The organism is Gluconacetobacter tumulicola, assembly GCF_014174215.1.
Classification (GTDB): Bacteria; Pseudomonadota; Alphaproteobacteria; order Acetobacterales; family Acetobacteraceae; genus Gluconacetobacter; species Gluconacetobacter tumulicola.
In genome coordinates this window covers 128835-150364 of sequence record NZ_JABEQL010000002.1, presented here as the reverse complement: position 1 = coordinate 150364, position 21530 = coordinate 128835, and the positions used below count along the sequence as shown (strand labels likewise).

Below are 21530 nucleotides of genomic sequence, written 5' to 3'. Positions count from 1 at the left end.
TCGCGATGACGCGGCCCCCCTCCCTGCCCGGCCGCGCGGCCGCCTTTATTATGCGCCACGCCCTGGGCCGCGCGCTGGTACGGCACGTCCCGGCAACGGACACGCCCGACGCCGGCATGAGCGCGGCCGCCGTCCCGCTGGCGGCGGCGGAAAACCTGGCCGCACGCATGCCCTCGCTGATCCTGTCGGCCCAGCGCATCGCCGCGACCGTGGCGGCCGGCCACCATGGACGCCGCCAGGCCGGCCCGGGCGAGGATTTCTGGCAGTTCCGCCCCGCCCAGCCCGGCGAGCCGGTCACGCGCATCGACTGGCGCCAGTCGGCCCGCAGCAGCCGCGCCTATGTCCGGGAAACCGAGGCCGAGGCCGCCCAGACCGTCTGCCTGTGGTGCGACCCCAGCGCCTCGATGCGCTGGCGCTCCGCCCCGGCACTCCCGCTGAAATCGGAGTCCGCCATCCTGCTGACCCTGGCGCTGGGCGCGCTGCTGCTGCGCCAGGGCGAACGCGTACGCCTGCTGACGCCGGGCGAACCGGTCGACATCCCCCCCGGCGGCCGGGCGGCGCTGGACCGGCTGGCGGTCGCCCTGATGCGGACCATGGCGCATGACCCGGAGAACACCAGCCTGCCGCATCCGCAGCAGGTGCCCCGTCACGCGCGGGCGGTGCTGGTGGGCGACGGGCTGTGCGGGCTGCCGGCCATGGGGGCGCTGCTGCGCGGCCTGACGGCGCGTCCGGCCCGGGCCCTGCTCCTGCTGGTCAACGATCCGGCCGAGGCCGACCTCCCTTACGCGGGACATGTCCGCTTTTCCGGCCTGGAAGGCGAGGACACGCTGACCCTTTCCGGCGTCGAACAGGTGCGCGGCGCCTATCGCGATGCCTATGCCCGCCATCAGGCGGCCCTGGCCGATCTGTGCCGCACCAACGGCCATCTGCTGATCCGCCACGCGACCGACCAGCGGCCGGAGGAGGCCCTGCTGGCCCTGCACGCCGCCCTGTCGGGGCGGGGAGAGCGCCCATGATCTTCCAGCTTCCCTGGCTGCTGGCGGCGCTGGCCATCCTGCCGGTTCTGTGGCTGCTCCTGCGCACCCTGCCGCCGCCGCCCCAGCGCCGCGCCTTCCCCGCCATCATGCTGCTGCGCGGCCTGCGGGCCCGGGTCACGCAGGCCGCCACCGCCCCGCTCTGGCTGCTGCTGCTGCGCTGCGCGGCACTCGCGGCGCTGATCGTCGGGCTGGCCGGCCCGGTCCTCCGCCAAGACCGCGCCGGCCAACCCACGCCCGGCAGCGCGGATACCGACCTGCTCGTGGTCTTCGACAATGGCTGGGCCGCCGTGCCGGACTGGCCCCGGCGCCTGGCGGCCATCGACGCCCTGCTGGATCGCGCAACCCACCCCGTCCGCCTGCTGACAACCGCACCGGGACCGGCCGGCGAGGCCCCGTCCATCGGCGCGCCGACGCCACCGTCCATGCTGCGCGGCATGCTGGATTCCTCCCGCCCCATGCCCTGGCCGACCGACCGCGCCGCCGCGGCACAGGCCCTGCGCGACCTGGCCGCCAGCGGGTGGCACGGGCGGGTGGCTTACGTCTCCGACGGGCTGGCCGGCACGGAAGACCCCGCCTTCGCCGCCGCATTGGCCACACTCGGTCCGGCCGAAACCCTGATCGACCGCGATGCGACGATCGCGGTCCTGACGCCCGCCCCCGTAGCCGGCGACCAGCACCTGCACGTCGCCGTCAGCACCCTGCCCTCGCCCCATCCGCGCCAGTTGACGGTGCGGGCCGAAGCCACCGATGGCGGCGTGCTGTCGCTGGTACCGGTACCCGTCGCGGCCGGCGCCCGGCAGGGCACGGCCGAGGTGGCGCTGCCCGCCGAACTGCGCAACCGGATCGGCCGGCTGGTCCTGCGCGACATGCAAGGCCCGGCCGGCGTGCGCCTGCTGGACGAGGGCGACCGGCGCCGCCCGGTGGGGCTGATCGGCGTCGCCGGCACCGATACGCCCCTGATGGGCACGCTGTTCTACCTCCGCCGCGCCCTGTCCCCGACCGCCGAACTGCGCGAGGGCCCGGCCGCCACGCTGCTGACCCGTCCGCTCTCGATCCTGATCGCACCCGACGGCGCGCTGGACAGTCCCGAAACCCGCCGTGCCGTCACCGAATGGGTGCGCAAGGGCGGCATGCTGATCCGCTTCGCCGGCCCCCTCCTGAACGGCAGCCCGGACCACGATCCCATCGCTTCCGACAGCACCGCGGATGCGGATGTCCCCTCATCCCCCCTGCCCGACGCCCTGCTGCCCGTGCCCCTGATGTCGGGCGAACGCCAGCTCGGCGGCGCGATGTCCTGGGGCAAGCCGGAACATCTGGCCCCATTCCCCAACGATTCCCCCTTCCACGGCCTGACCGTTCCCACCGACGTCACCGTCTCGCGCCAGGTCCTGGCCCGCCCGGCGGCCGATCTGGCCACCCATAGCTGGGCCCGCCTGACCGACGGCACGCCCCTGGTCACCCATGCCGCACTGGGCGCGGGCGAAATCGTGCTCTTCCACGTCACCAGCACGGCCGAATGGTCGAACCTGCCGCTCTCCGGCCTGTTCGTCGACATGCTGCGCCGGCTGGCCGAACGCTCGGTCGGCGTCGACGCCCCGGCCGACCACAGCCTGCTCGCCCCCTACATGACACTGGATGCCGACGCGGTCCTCAGCCCGCCCCCACCCGCCGCGCGGGCCCTCCCGGCCGACGCATTCGGGGCCACGCCCCCCTCTCCCGCCCATCCGCCCGGCCTGTACGGCCCGCGCGCCAGCCGCCGCGCCCTGAATCTGGGCGACGCGATCGGCCCGCTCGCCGCCCAGGCCACGATCGGCCACGAAGTCACTCTGGGTGGCCAGCCCCGCGACCGCGCGCTGGGCCCCTGGCTGGTCGCCGCCGCCCTGCTGCTGCTGGCGCTGGACGCGGTGCTGACCCTGCTGCTGCGGGCCGGCCGCCTCCCGGCCGGACGGGCAGCCCTGACGGGCGCCCTGCTGCTGGCCACCCTGTCCTCCCCCGCCCGCGCCCAACCCGCGCCGGACGGCGTCCCCGGCGCGGCCCTTGAAACCAGGCTGGGCTATATCCTGACCGGCCATGCCGATCTCGACGCCGTGTCGCGCGAGGGGCTGCAAGGCCTGTCGGATTACACCAACGCCCGGACCTCGGCGGTGCTGGGCCATCCGGACGGCGTGGTGCCGGGCCGCGACGATCTGTCCTATTATCCGATGCTCTACTGGCCGGTCGCGGCCGACGCGACGATCGACCCGGCGCGCACGGCAGCGCTGAACGCCTATATGCGCCATGGCGGCATCCTGCTGATCGACAGCCAGGGCGTCGATCCCACAGCACCCGGCACCGACGCCCCGCAAGTCGCCGGCTTCGCCGCCCAGGCTCCCGGCACGGCGGCCGCGCTGCGCCGCATGACCAGGGGGCTGGACGTGCCCCCCCTCACCCGGCTGACCGACCGGCACGTGCTGGCCCACACCTTCTACCTGCTGCACAGTTTCCCCGGCCGTTATGACGGGCTGCCCGTCTGGGTGGCGCGCGAGGACGACAGTGCCAATGACGGCGTCAGCCCGGTCATCATCGGCTCCAGCGACTGGGTCCATGCCTGGGCCGTCGACGCCCAGGGCGACACGCCCTACGCCACGGTGCCGGACGGGGCCACCCAGCGCATCACGGCCTACCGGTTCGGCGTCAATGCCGTGCTTTATGCCCTGACGGGCAATTACAAGGCGGATCAGGTCCATGTCCCCGCCCTGCTGCGGCGGCTGGGGGAATGACCATGCCCGACCTGACCACCCTGCGGCACATGATCTCCTTCTCGCCGCTGCTGCCTTCCTGGCTGCTCTACACGCTGGCGCTCCTGGCCACGCTCGTCCTGCTGGCCGGCCTGCTGCGCCGGGCGCGCGGCACGCTGTGGCGCGCGGCGGCGGCGGCCATCGTCCTGCTGTGGCTGGCCGGCCCCGAACGCATCAGCGAAACCGGGCAGGCCCTGCCCGAAACCGCCATTCTGGTGGTCGACCAGTCCTCCTCCATGGGCGTGGGACAGCGCGCCACCATCGCCCATCAGGCGGCCGAACGCCTCCAGGCCGAGGCCGCGCATGTGCCGGGGCTGACCCTGCGCACCGTCACCGTGCGCGACGGCCATGGCCAGGGCACCCGCCTGTTCGCGGCCCTGGACCAGGCGGCAGCCGACATTCCACCGGCCCGCCTGGCCGGCGCCATCCTGCTGACCGACGGACAGGTTCACGACACCCCGGCCCACGCGCCCGAACGGCTGCGCCCCGCCGATTCCGGCGGCCGGCACACAATTCTTCCGCTGCATGTACTGCTGGCGGCAAAGGGCGAGGAAACGGACCGCCGGCTGCGCATCCTCCAGGCGCCCCCCTACGCCATCGTCGGCCAGACCGCGACGCTGCGGGTGCAGGTGGACGATCTGGGCCCCCACCCCGACACCGGCGCCGAGGTCGAGCTGACGCTGGATCGCGGCGGCGAACCCCCGTTGCACAAGACCGTCCGCGTCGGCCAGCCGCAGGACATCACCCTGCCCGTCACCCATCCCGGCCCCATGCTGGTCGGCCTGTCGGTCTCGGCCCTCGCGGGTGAAGTCTCGACCGCCAACAATCAGGATGTGGTGCGGATCAACGGGGTGCGCGACCGGCTGCGCGTGCTGCTGGTCTCGGGCACCCCCAACCAGGGCGAGCGGGTCTGGCGCCGCCTGCTGAAGGCCGACCCGTCGGTCGATCTGGTGCACTTCACCATCCTGCGCCCGCCCGACAAGGATGACGGCACGCCGCTGTCCGACCTCGCGCTGATCGCCTTCCCGGTGCGCGAACTGTTCCAGGAAAAGATCAGTCAGTTCGACCTGATCATCCTGGACGGGTTCGAGAACCGCGCCATCCTGCCCCGCGCCTATCTGGAGAACATCGCCCGGTATGTGCGCGACGGTGGCGGCCTGCTGCTGATCGGCGGCCCGGAATTCCTGGGCCCCGGATCTTTGCAGGATACGCCGCTGGGCGACATCCTGCCGGCCCATGTCCCGGCCGAGGGCGGGCTGACGGAACAGCGCTTCCGCCCCGCCCTCACGGCAGACGGCCACCGCCACCCCGTCACGGCGGGCCTGCCGGGCGCCGGCAGCGCGCCGGATGGGCACGATGCCGAATGGGGACCATGGTACCGGGTCCTGCGGACCGATTCCGTCCACGGACAGGTCCTGATGGACGGCCCGAACCACACCCCGCTGCTGGTGCTGGACCGGGTGGATCGGGGCCGCGTCGCCTTCCTCCTGTCCGACCAGATCTGGCTCTGGTCGCATGGCGAGGGCGGCGGCGGCCCACAATCCGAACTGCTGCGCCACGTCTCGCACTGGCTGATGAAGGAGCCGGAGCTGGAGGAGGAACAACTCACGGCCACCATCACCGACGGCCGGATCGTCGTGACCCGCCGCACCGCCGCCCCCATCGCTCCGCGCGCGGTCACCATCACCGCGCCCGACGGCACCACGCGCCAGGTGCCGCTGCATGCCACCGGCATCGGCCTGTCCCAGGCCGATGCGCCGGCAACCCGGCAGGGCATCTGGATGGCCGATGACGGCACGCACCGCGCCTTCGCCGCCCCCGCCCAGGACGATCCGGTGGAATGGGCGGACCTGCGGGCCACGGCGACGGTCACGGCTCCGCTCGCCGGCCAGACGGGCGGCGGCATGTTCTGGCTTGGGGACGATCCGGACCATCTCCAATTGCCCGCGCTGCATCCCCCGGCTTCGGGCCGCATGGCGGGATCCGACTGGATAGGCTTTCCCCAGCGCGACGCCCGCCTGATCACCGGCCGAACCGCAAGCCCGCTCCTGCCGGTCTGGCTGGTGCTGGCGCTGGCCGCCTCACTCCTGCTGACGGGCTGGTGGCGCGAGGGCCGCTGAAACGCGTTGCCATGCAGCCCGACGGCCACATGACTCGCGATCCTGCGATTTCCATCGCATCGCGGCCTGATCTGGATTATGAAAGGGGGCCGGGTACGCGTCCGGCAAGCCGGTCCATATCGGGCGGTCCGCATCCGCCCCGAACAGGTCGCGCCTGTGATCGAGACGAATGTTACTGAGACGAATAATGATTGTCAGAACAGGTATCCGCCTTCTCTTCCTCGCGCTGCTGACCGGCAGCGCGGTCATCATGGCCCCGACGCATTTCGCCTATGCCCAATCGGATGACGATGAGGCCGAAGCCGAAGCCGCCGACGCGGCGAAGCAGGCCGAGGCAAGGCGCACCGCACGCGCGGCCGCCCCGCCGGCCGCCCTCCCCGGCGCCGAGGCGAACGAGGACGTCAGCGGCCATGCCAATGGCGACCTGAACCCGACCGCCGCCCTGTTCGACGCCATCAATCGCGGCAGCCTCGGCGCGGCCAAGGAAGCCCTGAATCGTGGCGCCGACATGGAAGGCCATAATGTTCTGGGTCAGACGCCGCTGGACATGGCGATCGACCTGAACCGCAACGACATCACCTTCCTGCTGCTGTCGCTCCGCACGCTGGACGACGAGCACGTCATCGCGGCCTCGACCACCCATTCCGGCATCACCATGCGGAATGGCAGCGGCCACCTGACCATCGACGGCACCAGCCACGGGTCCCGATCGGGCGTGATGGTGGCGACCAGCCGCACCGCCCCCCGCGACAACGGCACCCCCCGCCCCGAAATCGGCTTCCTGGGCTTCGGCGGCGGCTGACGCTCCGTTATCAGGGCTGCCTCGCCCCTTCGGATCGATTGATCCGAAGGGGCGACTGAATCCGGGGCGCGCGTCCGGTCAGGCCCTCATCCGGCCGCGCTATCCTGCGACAGGATCTCGGTCCGCAAGACGTCCAGCGGAACCATCTGGCCGTCGCGCAACAGATGCCAGAACGTCCAGCCGTTGCAGGACGGGGCATTGGTCAGCAGCGCCCCCAGCTTGTGGATCGACCCGCGCTGCGTGCCGCTGACAAGCGTGCCATCGGGCGCCACGGTGGCGGATACGCGCTGATGCCGGTCATACACCATCGTTCCAGCCGGCAGCAGGCCCCGTTCGACCAGACTGCCGAAGGGCACACGCGGCGTCTCGCGCCGGGCAGGCGTCGTCAGCACACTATCCAGGGGCACGGGGCGCTCGCGCCGGGCACGGCCGATCGCGGCTTCCGCATAGTCCGGATGGCGCTCGATCCCGATAAAGCGGCGGCGCAGACGCCGCGCCATCGCCGTCGTCGTGCCCGTGCCGGCAAACGGGTCGAGGATGATGTCGTCCACATTGGTCGAGGCAACCAGCACCCGATGCAGCAGGCTTTCGGGCTTCTGGGTCGGATGCAGCTTCAGCCCATGGGCATTGCGCAGCCGCTCGCCACCCGTGCACAGCGGCAGGTACCAGTCCGAGCGCATCTGCACGTCGTCGTTCAGCGCCTTCATCGCCTGGTAGTTGAAGCGATAGCGGCTGTCGGCCCCCCGCGCCGCCCAGATCAGCGTCTCATGGGCATTGGTGAAGCGCCGGCCCCGGAAATTCGGCATCGGGTTCGACTTGCGCCAGATCACGTCGTTCAGGATCCAGAACCCCAGATCCTGCAGGATCGCACCGATCCGGAAGATATTGTGATACGACCCGATCACCCAGATCGTGCCGTCCTTGCGCAGCAGGCGGCGCGCCTCGCCCAGCCAGGCCCGGGTAAAGCGGTCATATTCCGCAAGATCGCTGAATTTGTCCCAATCATCGTCCACCCCATCCACGATGCTGTCATCGGGTCGGCGCAGCTCTCCACGCAATTGGAGGTTGTAGGGCGGATCGGCGAAGATACAGTCGATCGACCCGCTCGGCAGGGTCTGCATCAGCTCGATGCAATCCCCGCGCAGGATCTGGTCGAGGGGCAGTTCCATCATCACCGCGCCGCTCATGACACACCCCAGGCTGCTTCGCTGCCATCGACGGGCAGGCCCAGCGACAATTGCCGGACGGTGCCGAACGCCGCGCGATGATGCGGTGTGGTGCCGACATCGCACAGCGCCGCACGATGCTCGGCGGTGCCGTAACCGGCATTGCGCTCCCACCCATAAGCGGGCCAGCGGACGGCCAGACGCTCCATCAGCCGGTCGCGCACCACCTTGGCCACGATCGACGCCGCCGCGATCGACAGGCTTTCGCCGTCCCCACCCACGACACATTCCGTCCGGCACCCGAAATCGGGGGCGGCGTTTCCATCCACCAGCACCAGGTCCGGCCGCACAGGCAGGCGCGCGACAGCGCGCCGCATCGCCAGAAAGGCGGCATGCAGGATATTCAGGCGCGCGATCTCGGCGACCGAGGCCGCGGCAACCGCGACATGCACTCCCCGGGCGCCACGCAGCGCGACATAGGCGCGCTGCCGTGCCACGGAAGACAGCTTCTTCGAATCGTCCAGCAGAGTGGCCAGCCGGTCCGGCACGCCGCCGTCGAAGATCACCGCGGCCGCCACGACCGGGCCCGCCAGCGGGCCACGGCCCACTTCATCCACTCCGGCGACCCGGCCCCCATGCTGCGCCTCGCGCGTGTAATCCGGCATCCACCCCATCCCGAACCGGGCCGAGCCGGGCGCCTGTCGCCCGATTCGTACACCGAATCACGTCCTGAAGGGATGGAAACCATCTTTACGTCATGTTGCGCAAGATGCTGATTCCATGCCGAGTCCTTTCAAACGGAAAAAACTCGTCCCGTCAGGGACTCGGGCCGGCGGGATTTCAGCCCTTCGCCGCCCGGCGCGGCAGCAGGATCAACCCGGCCAGAAGCCCGACGACAGCCGCGATCGCCACCGACAGCAAAGGCCGGTCCTGCACGAACAGCACGGCCTTCTCCACCTTGCCTTCGCCCTCTTCGTACAGCTCGGCGAATTCGCGACGCGCCATGCCGCTCAGCTGATCGACCTTGCCTTCCGCCTGCATGCCCAGATCGCCCGTCAGGCCACCCGCCGCGTCCTTCAGGCGGCCGGTCCCTTCCTCGATGGTGCCCTTTGCCTTCTCGACAAACGTTTCGTTACCGGATTCCGTCATGCCTTTTACTCCTCCAAACGGACCCGCCCCGCGCGGGGGGCCTGTCTTATGGAAACGGATCGAATGCACCCCGGTTGCGCACCCCGCCCCCGGGCGGGCCGGATCATCCGGCCCGGATGGCACGCTATCGCGGGCATCACGATCCCGCCACCGATGGAATAGACGGCGCCATCCGCCGAAAACACACGGCAGACGGTTGGCGAGCGTCGAAAATTGTTACATTTCTAGACGGTTTCCTAAGCAAGGATTTAGGCACATTTTTTTCGCGTAGCTGCTAACACTGCCCCACAAATCGCACGCCTGACGTGCCCGACGTCATTGGATTGAGGAAGACCCGACGACCATGGACAAACCGACTCTGGACCCGTCCGACCTGCCCGCTCAGCAATCGACAGGGCCCGGCCGGCAGGGCAGCGCCGGGAAGAAATCGCGCCGCCGCCTCCTGCTGTGGGGCACGGCGCTGGTCGGCGCCGCCGTCATCGCGGCGGCCTTCCTCAGGCCACACGGCCAGAGCGGCAGCGGCGGGCGCCACGCCCGCCAGATGGCGGCGGATGTCCAGCCGGTCGCGGTCGCCACCGTGCGCAAGGGCGACATGCCGGTCGAACTGACCGAGCTCGGCACCGTGATCCCGATCACCAACGTCACGGTCCAGTCGCGGGTCGACGGCTATCTGATGCAGGTGCTGTTCACCGAGGGCCAGCACGTCAGGAAGGGCGACCTCCTGGCACTGATCGACACCAGGCCCTACGAAGTGCTGCTGGCCCAGTACGAGGGGCAACTGGCGTCCGACATGGCGCAGCTACAGCAGGCAAGGGTGGATAATGCCCGCTATCAGCGCCTGATCCGCCAGAACAGCATCGCGGCCCAGACCGCCGTCGACCAGCAATACAAGGTCGCGCAGCTCGAAGGCACCGTGAAGGTCGACCAGGCCCAGGTCGACAACGAGAAGCTGCAGATCACTTACTGCCATGTCATCGCCCCGGTGGATGGCCGCGTCGGCATCCGCCAGGTGGACATGGGCAACTACATCACCGCCGGCCAGACCAACGGCCTGGTCATCCTGACCCAGATGCAGCCGATCTCCGTGATCTTCACCCTGCCGGAAACCGAACTGGGCCGGGTGGCCGACCGCCTGCACAGCGGCGTTTCCCTGCCGGTCGAAGCCTGGGACAGCACCAACACGCGCAAGATCGCCGATGGCGCCGTCAGCGTGCTGGACAGCCAGATCGACACCGCGACGGGCACGATCAAGATGCGCTCGATCTTCCCCAACCAGGACGAGACCCTGTTCCCGAACCAGTTCGTCAACGCGCACCTGCTGGTCAATACCGAGCATGACGTGCTGCTGCTCCCGACCAACGCGGTGCAGACCGGGCCGAACGGATCGTTCGTCTATGTCGTCAAGTCCGACAGCACCGTCGAGGTCCGCGACATCAGGACCGGCACCTCGCACGGCGACAGCGTGGTCGTGACCAGCGGGCTGAAGGAAGGCGAGTCCGTCGTGACCGACGGCACCGACCACCTGCATGCCGGCGCGAAGGTCACGATCCCGACCGCAAGCGACGCCACCGCCACCCAGGGCGGCGACACGGCCGCCCCGGAGGCCGGACAGGGCCGCCGTCACCGCCGCCACGATACGGCGGGACAGGGCGATACCACCGGCAGCACCACCGGCAGCCCCTCTGGCGGCACATCCGGCGGGCAGCCCCAGCCGTGACTCCGGCCCGACATCAGACCCGTCGCCTTCAGCCGGAGAGCCGTGCGTGAATCCGTCCCGCCTGTTCATCGAACGCCCGGTCGCCACCACGCTGCTGATGCTCGCCATCATGCTGGCGGGTCTGCTGGGCTATCATTTCCTGCCGGTCTCGGCACTGCCGCAGGTCGAATATCCGACCATCACGGTCCAGACCTTCTATCCCGGCGCCGGGCCCGACGTCATGGCCACGTCGGTGACCGCGCCGCTGGAAACCCAGTTCGGCCAGATGCCGGGCCTGGACCAGATGACGTCGCAATCCTCCGGCGGCGCCTCGATCGTCACGCTGCGCTTCGGCCTGACCATGTCGATGGACGTGGCGGAGCAGGAAGTCCAGGCGGCGATCAACCAGGCGCAGATGCTGCTGCCCACCGACCTGCCGGCCCCCCCGATCTACGCCAAGGTCAACCCGGCCGACACCCCGGTCCTCACGCTGGGCATCACCTCGAAGACGATGCCGCTGACCGAGGTCGAGGATTATGTCTACACCCGCCTGGCGCAGAAGATCAGCCAGGTCTCGGGCGTCGGCCTGGTCACGCTGTCGGGCGGCAACCGCAAGGCCATCCGCGTGCGCGTCAACGTGCCCAAGCTGACCTCGTTCGGCCTGGACATGGACACGCTCCGCACCACGATCGGCAACGTCAACGTCAATTCGCCCACCGGCACGTTCGACGGCGCGCAGCGCGCCTCCACCCTGCGCGTCGACGGCCAGATCGCCAGCGTCGACCAGTTGCTCAACCAGGTCATCGCCTACCAGAACAGCGGCCCGATCCGCATCCGTGACGTCGCCACCGTCGTCCAGGGTCCCGAGAACACCCAGCTCGCCGCCTGGTCCAACACCACGCCGGCCCTGATCCTGAACGTGCAGCGCCAGCCGGGCGCCAACGTCATCTCGGTGGTCGACAATATCAAATACGCCCTGCCGCAACTGCGCCAGGCGCTGCCGCCGGGCATCACCATCACGCCGCTGACCGACCGCACGACCACCATCCGCGCCTCGGTGGCCGATGTCGAGTTCGAGCTGGTGCTGGCGATGGTGCTGGTGGTCGCGGTGATCTTCGTCTTCCTGCGCAACATCCCCGCGACGATCATCCCCAGCCTGTCGGTCCCGCTGTCACTGATCGGCACGCTGGCGATCATGTATCTGATGGGCTTCTCGCTGGACAATCTGTCGCTGATGTCCCTCACCATCGCGACCGGCTTCGTCGTCGACGACGCCATCGTGATGATCGAGAACATCGCCCGCTACATCGAAATGGGCGACGACCGGATGACGGCGTCCCTCAAGGGCGCCGGTGAAATCGGCTTCACCATCATCTCGCTGACCGTCTCGCTGATCGCGGTGCTGATCCCGCTGCTGTTCATGGGCGACGTGGTGGGCCGCCTGTTCCATGAATTCGCCATCACCCTGTCGGTGACGATCGTGCTGTCGGCGGTGGTGTCGCTGACCCTGGTGCCGATGATGTGCGCCCGCCTGCTCAGCGAGCGCCCGCACGGGCCGGATGCGCGCGGCTGGTCGGCCGCGGTCGAGCGCTGGACGGAATCGGTCATCGCGTCCTACGGACGGGCGCTGACGGTCGTGCTGCGCCACCAGAAGCTGACGCTGGCCATCTTCGTCGCCACGCTGGGCCTGACCGGCCTGCTGGCCTGGTCGATCCCCAAGGGCTTCTTCCCGGTGCAGGATACCGGGGTGATCCAGGGCATCTCGGTCATGGCGCAATCCACCTCCTTCGACGCGATGGCGGCCCACCAGCAGGAGCTGGGCCAGCGCATCCTGCAGGACAAGGATGTCGTCAGCCTGTCCTCCTTCATCGGCGTCGACGGGCAGAACGTGACGCTGAACCAGGGACGGTTCCTGATCAACCTGCGCCCGCATGACGACCGGTCCGAAACCGCCGCCCGGATCGCCGCCCGCATCCAGCAGGAAACCGCCGACATCCCCGGCGCCAGCCTGTATCTCCAGCCGGTGCAGGACCTGTCGCTGGATACGACGGTCTCGGCCACCCAGTATCAGTTCCTGCTGGAAAATCCCGATTACGACCAGTTCCGCACCTGGGTTCCCACGGTCATCGCCGCCCTCCGCCGCGAACCGGCCCTGTCAGACGTCACGTCGGACCTCCAGGCCGAAGGGCTGGTGGCCCATGTGACGCTCGACCGCACCACCGGCGCGCGGTACTCGATCACCCCGCAGACGATCGACAACGTGCTGTACGATTCGTTCGGCCAGCGCCAGATCTCGACCATCTACACGCAGTCCAACCAGTATCGCGTGATCCTGGAGGCCGATCCGGCCTTCCAGAAAGACCTCGCGTCGCTCGACAAGCTGTACCTGCCGGGCATCGGCGGCAATTCGGGCAGCAGCACCTCGGGCCCGACCCGCGCGCCGACCTCGGGCCTGGTCCCGATGCGCGCCGTCACCACCGTCACCCGCAGCACCGCGCCGCTGCTGATCACCCATGTCGGCCAGTTCCCGGCCACCACCATCTCGTTCAACGTCGCGCCGGGCTATTCGCTGGGCGAGGCCACGAATGCGATCGACCGGGTCGAGAGCAGCCTGCACCTGCCGGCCAGCTTCCAGACCTCGTTCCAGGGCACGGCGGCGGCCTTCCGCAACAGCCTGGGCAACGAGATGTGGCTGGTCCTGGCGGCCCTGGTCGCGGTCTATATCGTGCTGGGCATCCTGTACGAGAGCTTCATCCACCCCATCACCATCCTCTCCACCCTGCCGTCGGCGGGCGTGGGCGCCCTGCTGGCCCTGCAGCTGAGCGGCGCCGGCCTGGGCGTGATGGGCATCATCGGCCTGGTCCTGCTGATCGGCATCGTGAAGAAGAACGCGATCATGATGATCGACTTCGCGCTGGAAGCGGAGCGGATCGAGGGCATGGAGCCGATCAAGGCCATCCACCACGCCGCCCTGCTGCGCTTCCGGCCGATCCTGATGACCACGCTGGCCGCCATGCTGGGCGCGCTGCCGATGGTCATCGGCACCGGCACCGGATCGGAACTGCGCCGTCCGCTGGGCATCGCCATCGTCGGCGGCCTGCTGCTCAGCCAGTTGCTGACCCTGTTCACCACCCCGGTCATCTACCTGCTGATGGATCGGATCAGCCTCGACCTGCGGCGGCGTTTCGGTTCGACGACGCGTAACGTACCGCCATCGCAACAGACCGCGATATGAATCCGGTCCGGCTCTTCGTCCTTCGGCCGGTCGCGACGACGCTGCTGACGATCGCGCTGCTGATCGCAGGCATCATCGGCTATCAGGCGCTGCCGGTGGCCGACCTGCCGAATGTCGATTTCCCGGTCATCCAGGTCCAGGCCCGCCAGGCCGGCGGATCGCCCGAGGAAATCGCAAGCTCCGTCGCCGCCCCGCTGGAGCGGCGCCTGGGTGCGATAGCCGACCTGACGGAAATGACGTCCCAGTCGACGCAGAACCAGGTCCGGATCACGCTGCAATTCGCGCTGAACCGCGACATCAACGGCGCCGCCCGCGATGTCGAGGCCGCATTGCAGGCCGCCCGCGCCGACCTGCCGACGTCGCTGCGCCAGAATCCGAGCTATTTCAAGGCGAACCCCAACGGCGCGCCGATCATGATCCTGGCGCTGACATCGAAAACCCGCACGATGTCACAGCTCTACGACCTGACATCCAACGTCCTGCAGCAGCATCTGTCGCAGATCCGCGGCGTCGGCGAGGTCGAGGTCGGCGGCAGCTCGCTGCCGGCGGTGCGCGTCGAGATGAATCCGCTGCCGCTGTACAAGTTCGGGATCGGATTCGAGGACGTCCGCGCGGCCCTGGCCTCGGCCAACGCCCATACGCCCAAGGGCTTCATCGACCATCAGGGCACGCGCTACACGCTCGATACCAACGACCAGGCCCACAACGCCCAGGCCTATCGCGACCTGATCATCGCCTATCACAACAGCCGGCCGGTGCGCCTGTCGGACGTGGCAACCGTCAATGACGGCGTCGAAGATCTGCGCAACGCCGGCTATTACAACCGCCAGCCGGCGGTCCTGGCGATCATCTTCGCCCAGTCGGGCGCCAACGTCATTCGCACCATCGACCAGATCAAGGCTGAAATCCCCGCCCTGCGCGCCGCCCTTCCGCCCAATGTCCAGCTGCATAGTATCCTGGACCGCTCCGTCACCATCCGCGCCGCCCTGGCCGACACCCAGTATACCCTGGTCATTTCGGTCTTACTGGTGGTGCTGGTGGTGCTGGTCTTCCTGCGATCGCTACGCACGACGCTGATCCCCGCCATCGTCGTGCCGACATCGATCATCGCCACCTTCGGGGCCATGCAGCTCCTGGGCTATTCGCTGGACAACCTGTCGCTGATGGCGCTGACGGTCTCCACCGGCTTCGTCGTCGATGACGCGATCGTGGTGATCGAGAATATCAGCCGCTACCTGGAAGAGGGCAAGGGCCGGCTGGAAGCCACATTGCTGGGTGCGCAGGAAGTCGCGTTCACCGTCTTCTCGATCACGATGTCCCTGATCGCGGTCTTCCTGCCGATCCTGCTGCTGGGCGGGGTCGCGGGGCGGCTGTTCCACGAATTCGCGATGACGATGTCAGTCACGATCCTCATCTCGATGATCCTGTCGCTGACCCTCACCCCCATGATGGCGGCACTGTTCCTGCCCGCGCACGATACGACGCGGACCGCCACCGGCCCCTGGGAACGCCTCTGGGGGCGCATCGCCGCCGTGCTGGAACGCATGCTGCACGCCATGCAGCAGGGTTACGGCCGCACGCTGGATGCCGCGCTGGCCCATCCGCGCATGGTGCTGCTGTCGCTGCCCTGCACCGTCGTGCTGATGGTGGCGCTGTTCATCCACATGCCCAAGGGCTTCTTTCCCGACAGCGACACCGGCATGCTGATGGGCCATCTGCAGGGCGACCAGTCGATCTCGTTCCAGGCCCTGGTCGGCAAGATCGACGAGGTCCAGAAGGCCGTGATGACGGATCGCGATGTCGTCTCCATCACCGGCTTCACCGGCGGTCGCGGTTCCTCCAACCAGGCCAACATGTTCATCGTGCTCAAGGACAAATCGCAGCGCGCCGGGCCGCCCAGCACCACGATCGCCCGCATCGGCGCCCGCCTGCGCAACATGGTGGGCGCGCATTTCTACACGACGGCACCCGGCACGCTGCGGATGGGCGCGCGCCAGTCCAATGCCGCGTACCAGTACACGCTGCAATCCGACTCGCCGACCGAACTCTATGCGTGGATGCCCAAGCTGGTCGCCGCACTCCAGAAACATACCGAACTGACCGATGTCTCGTCGGACGTACAGCAGGGCGGCTCGGCCCTCAATGTGGCCCTCGACCGCGAAACGGCGGCGCGCACGCTGATCACGCCGCAACTCGTGGCCAATACGCTGTACGACGCTTACGGGCAGCGCTCGGCATCGACCATCTATAACGCGCTGAACCAGTATCATGTGGTGATGGAGGTCGAACCGAGATTCTGGAAGGACCCCGCCAGCCTCCAGCAGGCCTGGATCAGCACCGCCGGCGGGTCCGCCGGAGGCGGGACACGGTCGAACACGATCCGGGTCCCCGCCTCGTCCGCGTCCAGCCAGGCCACCAGCCTCAGCAGCCAGTCCTTCCGCAACCAGATCGCCAACAGCCTGGCCGGCGGCACCTCGGCATCCAACGGATCGGCGGTTTCGACCAATTCCGAGACGATGGTCCCGATCGGCATCGTCTCGACCGTCGCGTCGCAACTGACGCCGCTTTCCGTCAATCACCAGGGCCAGTCGGTCGCCGCGACCGTCTCCTTCAACGTCGCGACCGGCGTGCCCCTGCAGCAGGCGATCCAGATCGTCGGCGCCGAAATGGTGCGCCTGCACATGCCCGCGACCATCCATGGCAGCTTCGCCGGCAATGCCGGCCAGCTCCAGAAATCGGTCAATAACGAGCCGCTGCTGATCCTGGCCGCGCTGGCGGCGGTCTATATGGTGCTGGGCATCCTGTACGAAAGCTACGTCCACCCCCTGACCATCCTCTCCACCCTGCCCTCGGCCGGCGTCGGCGCGCTTCTCGCGCTGGATCTGGCAGGCGAGGATTTCTCGCTGATCGCGATGATCGGGGTGATCCTGCTGATCGGCATCGTGAAGAAGAACGCCATCATGCTGGTCGATTTCGCGATCGAGGCCGAACGGCGCGGCCAGCCGGCGGCGGACGCCATCCATGCCGCCTGCCTGCTGCGCTTCCGGCCGATCATGATGACGACGCTGGCCGCCGCCCTGGGGGCGCTGCCGCTGATCCTGGGCCAGGGATACGGTTCGGAACTGCGGCGCCCACTCGGAATCGCCATCGTCGGCGGGCTGGTCGTCAGCCAGGCGCTGACGCTCTACACCACCCCTGTCGTCTATCTGTATCTCGACCGTTTCGGCCTGTGGTGCCGACGCCATTATCGTTCCCTGGCCAACGCCCTGAAGGGCCGGCGGGGTCCCCTTTCCCAACAGGATGCCTGACCCGGATGTCCCTGCCGCGCTCCCCATCGATCGCCCCCTCATCCCGCCCCGGCGCCCGCGCGCCGCGCCGGCATGCCCTTCTGCTGGGCGCCGTCCTGTCCCCGCTGGTGCTGGCAGGCTGCATGGTCGGCCCGTCCTACCACCGCCCCACCGCCCAGGTTTCCGCCCGGTTCAAGGAGCTGGTGCCGGCCCCCGGGTGGGAAAAGGCCCAGCCGGCCATGGCGGAACTGCCCAAGGATGCCTGGTGGACGATCTATAACGACCCCATCCTGAACGATCTGGAATCGCGGGTCGCGATCTCGAACCAGAACGTCAAGATGTACGAGGCGAATTACCGCCAGGCCCGCGCCACGATCGACAGCGTGCGCGCGCAGCTGTTCCCGACCATCAGCGGCAGCATCGGCTTCAACCGCAATGCCCATGGCGGCTCGTCCGTCTCGTCCTCCGGCAGCTCCTTTGCCAATTCCGGCACCCAGTACAATTCCTACAGCATCGGCCCCAGCGCCAGTTGGGACCTCGACCTGTGGGGCAAGATCCGCCGCAATATCCAGAGCCAGGTCACCGCCGCCCAGGCCAGCGCCGCCGACCTGGCCAACGCGACCCTGTCCTACCAGGCACAGCTCGCGACGGCCTATTTCAACCTGCGCTACCAGGATTCGCTGCAGGACCTGCTGCGCCGCTACGTCGCGTTCAATACCCGGGCGCTGGAAATCGCCCAGAACCAGTTCGATGCCGGCGTGTCCGACCCGACCGCGGTGATGCAGGCCCGCACCCAGCTGGAACAGAACCGCGCATCGCTGATCCAGGCCGGCATCGCCCGTGCCCAGTACGAACATGCCATCGCCGTCCTGGTCGGCCGCTCCCCCGCCGAACTCACGATCAAGCCGGGCGAACTCAGCCGCGCGATCCCGCCCATTCCGGTCGGCGTGCCGGCCAACCTGCTGCAACGCCGCCCGGACATCGCCGCCGCCGAACGCGCGATGGAGCAGTACAACGCCCAGATCGGCGCCGCCATCGCCGCCTTCTTCCCCAGCGTCACGATCAATGCCAGCTATTCACAGAGCGGCGGCGATCCCGTGACCTCGCTGATGAGCGTCGCCAACCGCGTCTGGTCGCTGGGCGCGTCGGCAACCGAAACCCTGTTCAGCGGCGGATCGCGCACCGCCGCCGTCCATTCGGCCGACGCCCAGTACGACAGCGCGGTGGCCACCTACCGCCAGACCGTGCTGACAGCGCTGCAGGGCACCGAGGACCAGTTGTCCAACCTGCGCATCCTCGCCCAGCAGGCCGCACAGCAGGACATCGCGCTGGACTACGCCAACAAGGCCGTCCAGGTCTCGATGAACCAGTATGAAGCCGGGACGCAGATCTACACCACCGTCATCACCAACGTGAACACGGCCCTGGGCATTGCCGAGACAACCCTGTCGATCCAGCAGCAGCGCATGGTCGACAGCGTGTCCCTGATTCAGGCTCTGGGGGGCGGATGGAACGCAGCGCGCCTGCCATCGAAGGCATCGCTGCAGACCGACAATCCGTTCCTGCCGTCCTTCATCCAGAAGGACAAGAACCAGTAGGGCCCGCACTCTCCCGCCTGGCCGAAGAACAACACCCCGGGCCGCCAGCCGGCCCGGGGTGCCGCGTCACAGGATCGTCTTGGCGGTCAGCAACGCGATCAGCAGGAAAACGACAAAGGCGAGAATGAAGAGGAAGAACAGGATTTTCGCGATACCAGCGGATGCCGCGGAAATTCCGGTAAATCCGAACAGGCCGGCGATAATCGAAATCACCAGAAAAAAGAGTGCCAGCTTCAACATCATTCACGCTCCATCCTTAGTGCTTGCAGGTCGAACGCGGGGTCGCCCCGCCGGTTCCTCAGCGGCGCACCCACGCCATGGCCAGGGCAAACCCCGCCAGACCGGCCGTCACCACCGCCACCAGCGGCTGATCCACCGTCAGATCACGCACGGCATCACCCGCTACGAAACAGGCGGAACGGGCCTTGGCACACAATACCCGCCCCTTGCCCTTCACCTGGAGCGCGGGATCGCCCAACAATCCGCCCAGCCCATCCTGAAGCCGGCCGACCCCTTCTTCCAGCTTCGTTTCAAATTGTCCGTCCGTCATGATGACGCCCCAATCTTCTTCGTAAACATAGCGACGCAGGATATATGAGGGACGCAGGCAGCGTTTTCAAATCGCAGCCGCCCATCGAGGCAGCCCCCTCCAGCAGGCTGTCGGCCCATCCCATCCATCCCTGACACCAACGTTCCAGCACGGGATCTCCGCGTGAACAGTTCCGACAGCCATCCTCCGCGCGGCACCATGCCGGTCTGCATCCTGCTGTCTGTCCATAACGGCGTCGCGTTCCTCGAAGATCTGCTGCGCTCACTCGGGCAGCAGACGCATGCGGACTGGCGCCTCCTCTGGCGGGACGACGGCTCGACCGACGACAGCACCCGGATCATGCAGCGCTTCGCCGACAGCCAGCCCGCCGGACGCTGCGTGCAGATCACACAGAACGCGGGCCGCCTGGGCGTGGCCGGATCCTTCGGCCTCCTGCTGGACCATGTGCCGGCCGGCCACGCGGCTGCCTTCTGCGACCAGGACGATGTCTGGTTTCCCGACAAGCTGGACCGCGCCGCGCGCGCCCTGTCGCCGTTCCATGAGGCGGACAGGCCGGCCCTGTACTGCTCCCGCCAGATCCTGACGGATTCGGCGCTCGCGCGACTCGGCCCGTCACCCGCATTGCCGCCCGAGCCCGCTTTTTCCATGGCACTGACCCAGAATATCGCCACGGGCTGCACCGTCATGCTCTCGCCCGCGGCGATCCGGCTGGTGCGGGCGGCCATGCCGCCACCGGCCGGCACCCTGCATGACTGGTGGAGCTACCTGCTGGTCAGCGGCGCCGGCGGCCAGGTGGTCACGGACAACCAGCCCACCCTTTATTACCGCCAGCATCAGAGCAACGCCGTCGGCGCGCCCGCGCATGTCGCGGCCCGCGCGCTGGCAGCCCTGCGGCGGGGGCCGGCCCTCTTCATGTCCACCTTCCGCGCCAACGTGGCACAGCTTCTCCACCATGCCGACCTGCTGACGGCGCAGAATGCAGCCCTCCTTGCCAGGCTCCGTCAGGCGCTGGATATCCCGGGCCCGGCCGGCTGGCTGGCACGCTCCCGGCTCCTGCGGCGGACGCCGGAGATGCAACGGGTCACCCCGGCCGAGCAGATGATCTTCCGCCTCTGGTTCGTCCTGGGGTGAGGCCGGCTCACCGGCCGGAACCGGTTTGCCTCCCAAGCTTCGATCCGCGTATGGTCGCCCCCCTGGCGGATATAAGGGTATCAAAGGCTCCATCATCATGACAAAAGCAGCCCCCACGATGCAGCGCGACGGAGCCTTTCGAAAACCGATCCATTTCCATCTGTCCGCCGATCGCGGATGGAAGCAACGGTTTCATCTGGCATGGACAGACCTGCGCGAAGGGATGCATCTCTGGAGACTCATCGCGGTCCTCGGCTTTCTCGACATCAAGCTCCGATATCGCGGCTCCGCGCTCGGCCCGTTCTGGCTGACCATCTCGATGGGCGTGCAGGTGGCGGCCATGGCCTTCATCTATGCCGACCTGTTCCATACCGACATCCACAGCTACCTGCCGTTCCTGTCCCTCTCCCTGATCGCATGGAATTACCTGAACGCGCTGGTGACCGACGGCTGCGCCTGCTTCATTGAATCCGACACGGTCATCAAGGGCATGCGCATGCCCTTCACGGTGCATGCGGCACGCAGCATCGTGCGAAACACGATCATCCTCGGCCATAATATCGTCATCATCATCGCGGTCTTCGCGATCATGGGCATCCACCAATCCCTTCATTCCTTCATGGCGGTGCCGGCATTCGCCCTCTGGCTTGTCGACGCCTTCGCCTTCTCGCTGCTCTTCGGGGCCCTGTGCGCCCGGTTTCGCGACGTGCCGCAGATCATCTCCGCCGTCATGCAGATCGCGTTCTTCGTCACGCCGGTCATGTGGAACACCACGATCCTGACCGGTCATCGCGAGGCCCTTTTCCTGATCCGCTTCAATCCGTTCTATTATCTGTTCGAAATTCTCAGGGCCCCTCTCCTGGGCACGCCCCTGACCGCCGACGTCTGGGCCTGGGCCCTGATCATCTCCGGTGCCCTTATCCTCTTCTCATGGATCGCCTTTGCGCGAACGCGCGGCCGGATCGCCTTCTGGGTCTGAATA

General features: G+C 68.2%; 15 protein-coding genes. 10 read left to right on the top strand and 5 right to left on the bottom strand.

Features of this window, described 5'->3' with window-relative positions; translation table 11 throughout:
• The first annotated feature begins 5 nt into the window (after window positions 1-5).
• The 4 genes from HLH29_RS02060 to HLH29_RS02045 all read left to right on the top strand — a co-directional run bounded on the left by HLH29_RS02060 (window position 6) and on the right by HLH29_RS02045 (window position 6736).
• Complete coding sequence (locus tag HLH29_RS02060) at window positions 6-1016, top strand: DUF58 domain-containing protein (RefSeq protein WP_246373652.1); 1011 nt, start codon at window positions 6-8, stop codon at window positions 1014-1016.
• The gene (locus HLH29_RS02055) at window positions 1013-3796 is read left to right on the top strand and encodes a DUF4159 domain-containing protein (RefSeq protein ID WP_182964348.1); all 2784 of its coding nucleotides are present in this window, start codon (window positions 1013-1015) and stop codon (window positions 3794-3796) included. The genes HLH29_RS02060 and HLH29_RS02055 overlap by 4 nt, the downstream gene beginning before the upstream one ends.
• Window positions 3797-3798: 2 nt before the next feature.
• Complete coding sequence (locus HLH29_RS02050) at window positions 3799-5934, top strand: VWA domain-containing protein (protein WP_182964347.1); 2136 nt, start codon at window positions 3799-3801, stop codon at window positions 5932-5934.
• Between the two features lie 187 nt (window positions 5935-6121).
• Entirely contained in the window at window positions 6122-6736 is a 615-nt protein-coding gene (locus HLH29_RS02045; RefSeq protein WP_182964346.1) for an ankyrin repeat domain-containing protein, read from the top strand.
• Between the two features lie 86 nt (window positions 6737-6822).
• Here the strand turns inward: HLH29_RS02045 and HLH29_RS02040 are convergent, their stop codons facing one another.
• The 3 genes from HLH29_RS02040 to HLH29_RS02030 form a co-directional block, all read right to left on the bottom strand.
• Window positions 6823-7923, bottom strand: coding sequence for a site-specific DNA-methyltransferase (locus HLH29_RS02040; RefSeq protein ID WP_182964345.1), 1101 nt, complete (start codon window positions 7921-7923; stop codon window positions 6823-6825).
• Complete coding sequence (locus HLH29_RS02035; protein ID WP_182964344.1) at window positions 7920-8567, bottom strand: ribonuclease HII; 648 nt, start codon at window positions 8565-8567, stop codon at window positions 7920-7922. Before HLH29_RS02035 ends, HLH29_RS02040 begins: the two co-directional genes overlap by 4 nt.
• 175 nt (window positions 8568-8742) lie before the next feature.
• Window positions 8743-9051 carry a CsbD family protein gene (locus HLH29_RS02030; protein WP_182964343.1) on the bottom strand — a complete coding sequence of 103 codons (309 nt, stop codon included), beginning with the start codon at window positions 9049-9051 and terminating at the stop codon, window positions 8743-8745.
• A gap of 343 nt (window positions 9052-9394) precedes the next feature.
• On the opposite strand from HLH29_RS02030, the gene HLH29_RS02025 reads away from it, so the two are divergent.
• From HLH29_RS02025 to HLH29_RS02010, 4 genes are read left to right on the top strand one after another with little or no spacing between them, the layout of a single operon-like run.
• A complete protein-coding gene (locus HLH29_RS02025; protein ID WP_182964342.1) occupies window positions 9395-10768 on the top strand; it encodes an MdtA/MuxA family multidrug efflux RND transporter periplasmic adaptor subunit in 1374 nt (457 codons plus the stop codon).
• Between the two features lie 46 nt (window positions 10769-10814).
• A complete protein-coding gene (locus tag HLH29_RS02020) occupies window positions 10815-13982 on the top strand; it encodes an efflux RND transporter permease subunit (RefSeq protein ID WP_182964341.1) in 3168 nt (1055 codons plus the stop codon).
• Window positions 13979-17290, top strand: coding sequence for an efflux RND transporter permease subunit (locus tag HLH29_RS02015; RefSeq protein WP_182964340.1), 3312 nt, complete (start codon window positions 13979-13981; stop codon window positions 17288-17290). Before HLH29_RS02020 ends, HLH29_RS02015 begins: the two co-directional genes overlap by 4 nt.
• A 5-nt stretch (window positions 17291-17295) precedes the next feature.
• The gene (locus tag HLH29_RS02010) at window positions 17296-18867 is read left to right on the top strand and encodes an efflux transporter outer membrane subunit (protein ID WP_182964339.1); all 1572 of its coding nucleotides are present in this window, start codon (window positions 17296-17298) and stop codon (window positions 18865-18867) included.
• A 66-nt stretch (window positions 18868-18933) separates the two neighbouring features.
• Here the strand turns inward: HLH29_RS02010 and HLH29_RS02005 are convergent, their stop codons facing one another.
• Entirely contained in the window at window positions 18934-19107 is a 174-nt protein-coding gene (locus HLH29_RS02005; RefSeq protein WP_182947497.1) for a DUF1328 domain-containing protein, read from the bottom strand.
• Window positions 19108-19165: 58 nt separating this feature from the next.
• A complete protein-coding gene (locus HLH29_RS02000) occupies window positions 19166-19417 on the bottom strand; it encodes a hypothetical protein (RefSeq protein ID WP_182964338.1) in 252 nt (83 codons plus the stop codon).
• A gap of 162 nt (window positions 19418-19579) precedes the next feature.
• Here HLH29_RS02000 and HLH29_RS01995 point away from each other — a divergent pair, with 162 nt between their 5' ends.
• Together HLH29_RS01995 and HLH29_RS01990 are read left to right on the top strand one after the other, a co-directional pair.
• Window positions 19580-20548, top strand: coding sequence for a glycosyltransferase (locus HLH29_RS01995; protein ID WP_338030156.1), 969 nt, complete (start codon window positions 19580-19582; stop codon window positions 20546-20548).
• Between the two features lie 97 nt (window positions 20549-20645).
• Window positions 20646-21527, top strand: a complete 882-nt coding sequence (locus HLH29_RS01990) for an ABC transporter permease (RefSeq protein WP_182964337.1) — start codon at window positions 20646-20648, stop codon at window positions 21525-21527.
• Window positions 21528-21530 lie beyond the last annotated feature (3 nt).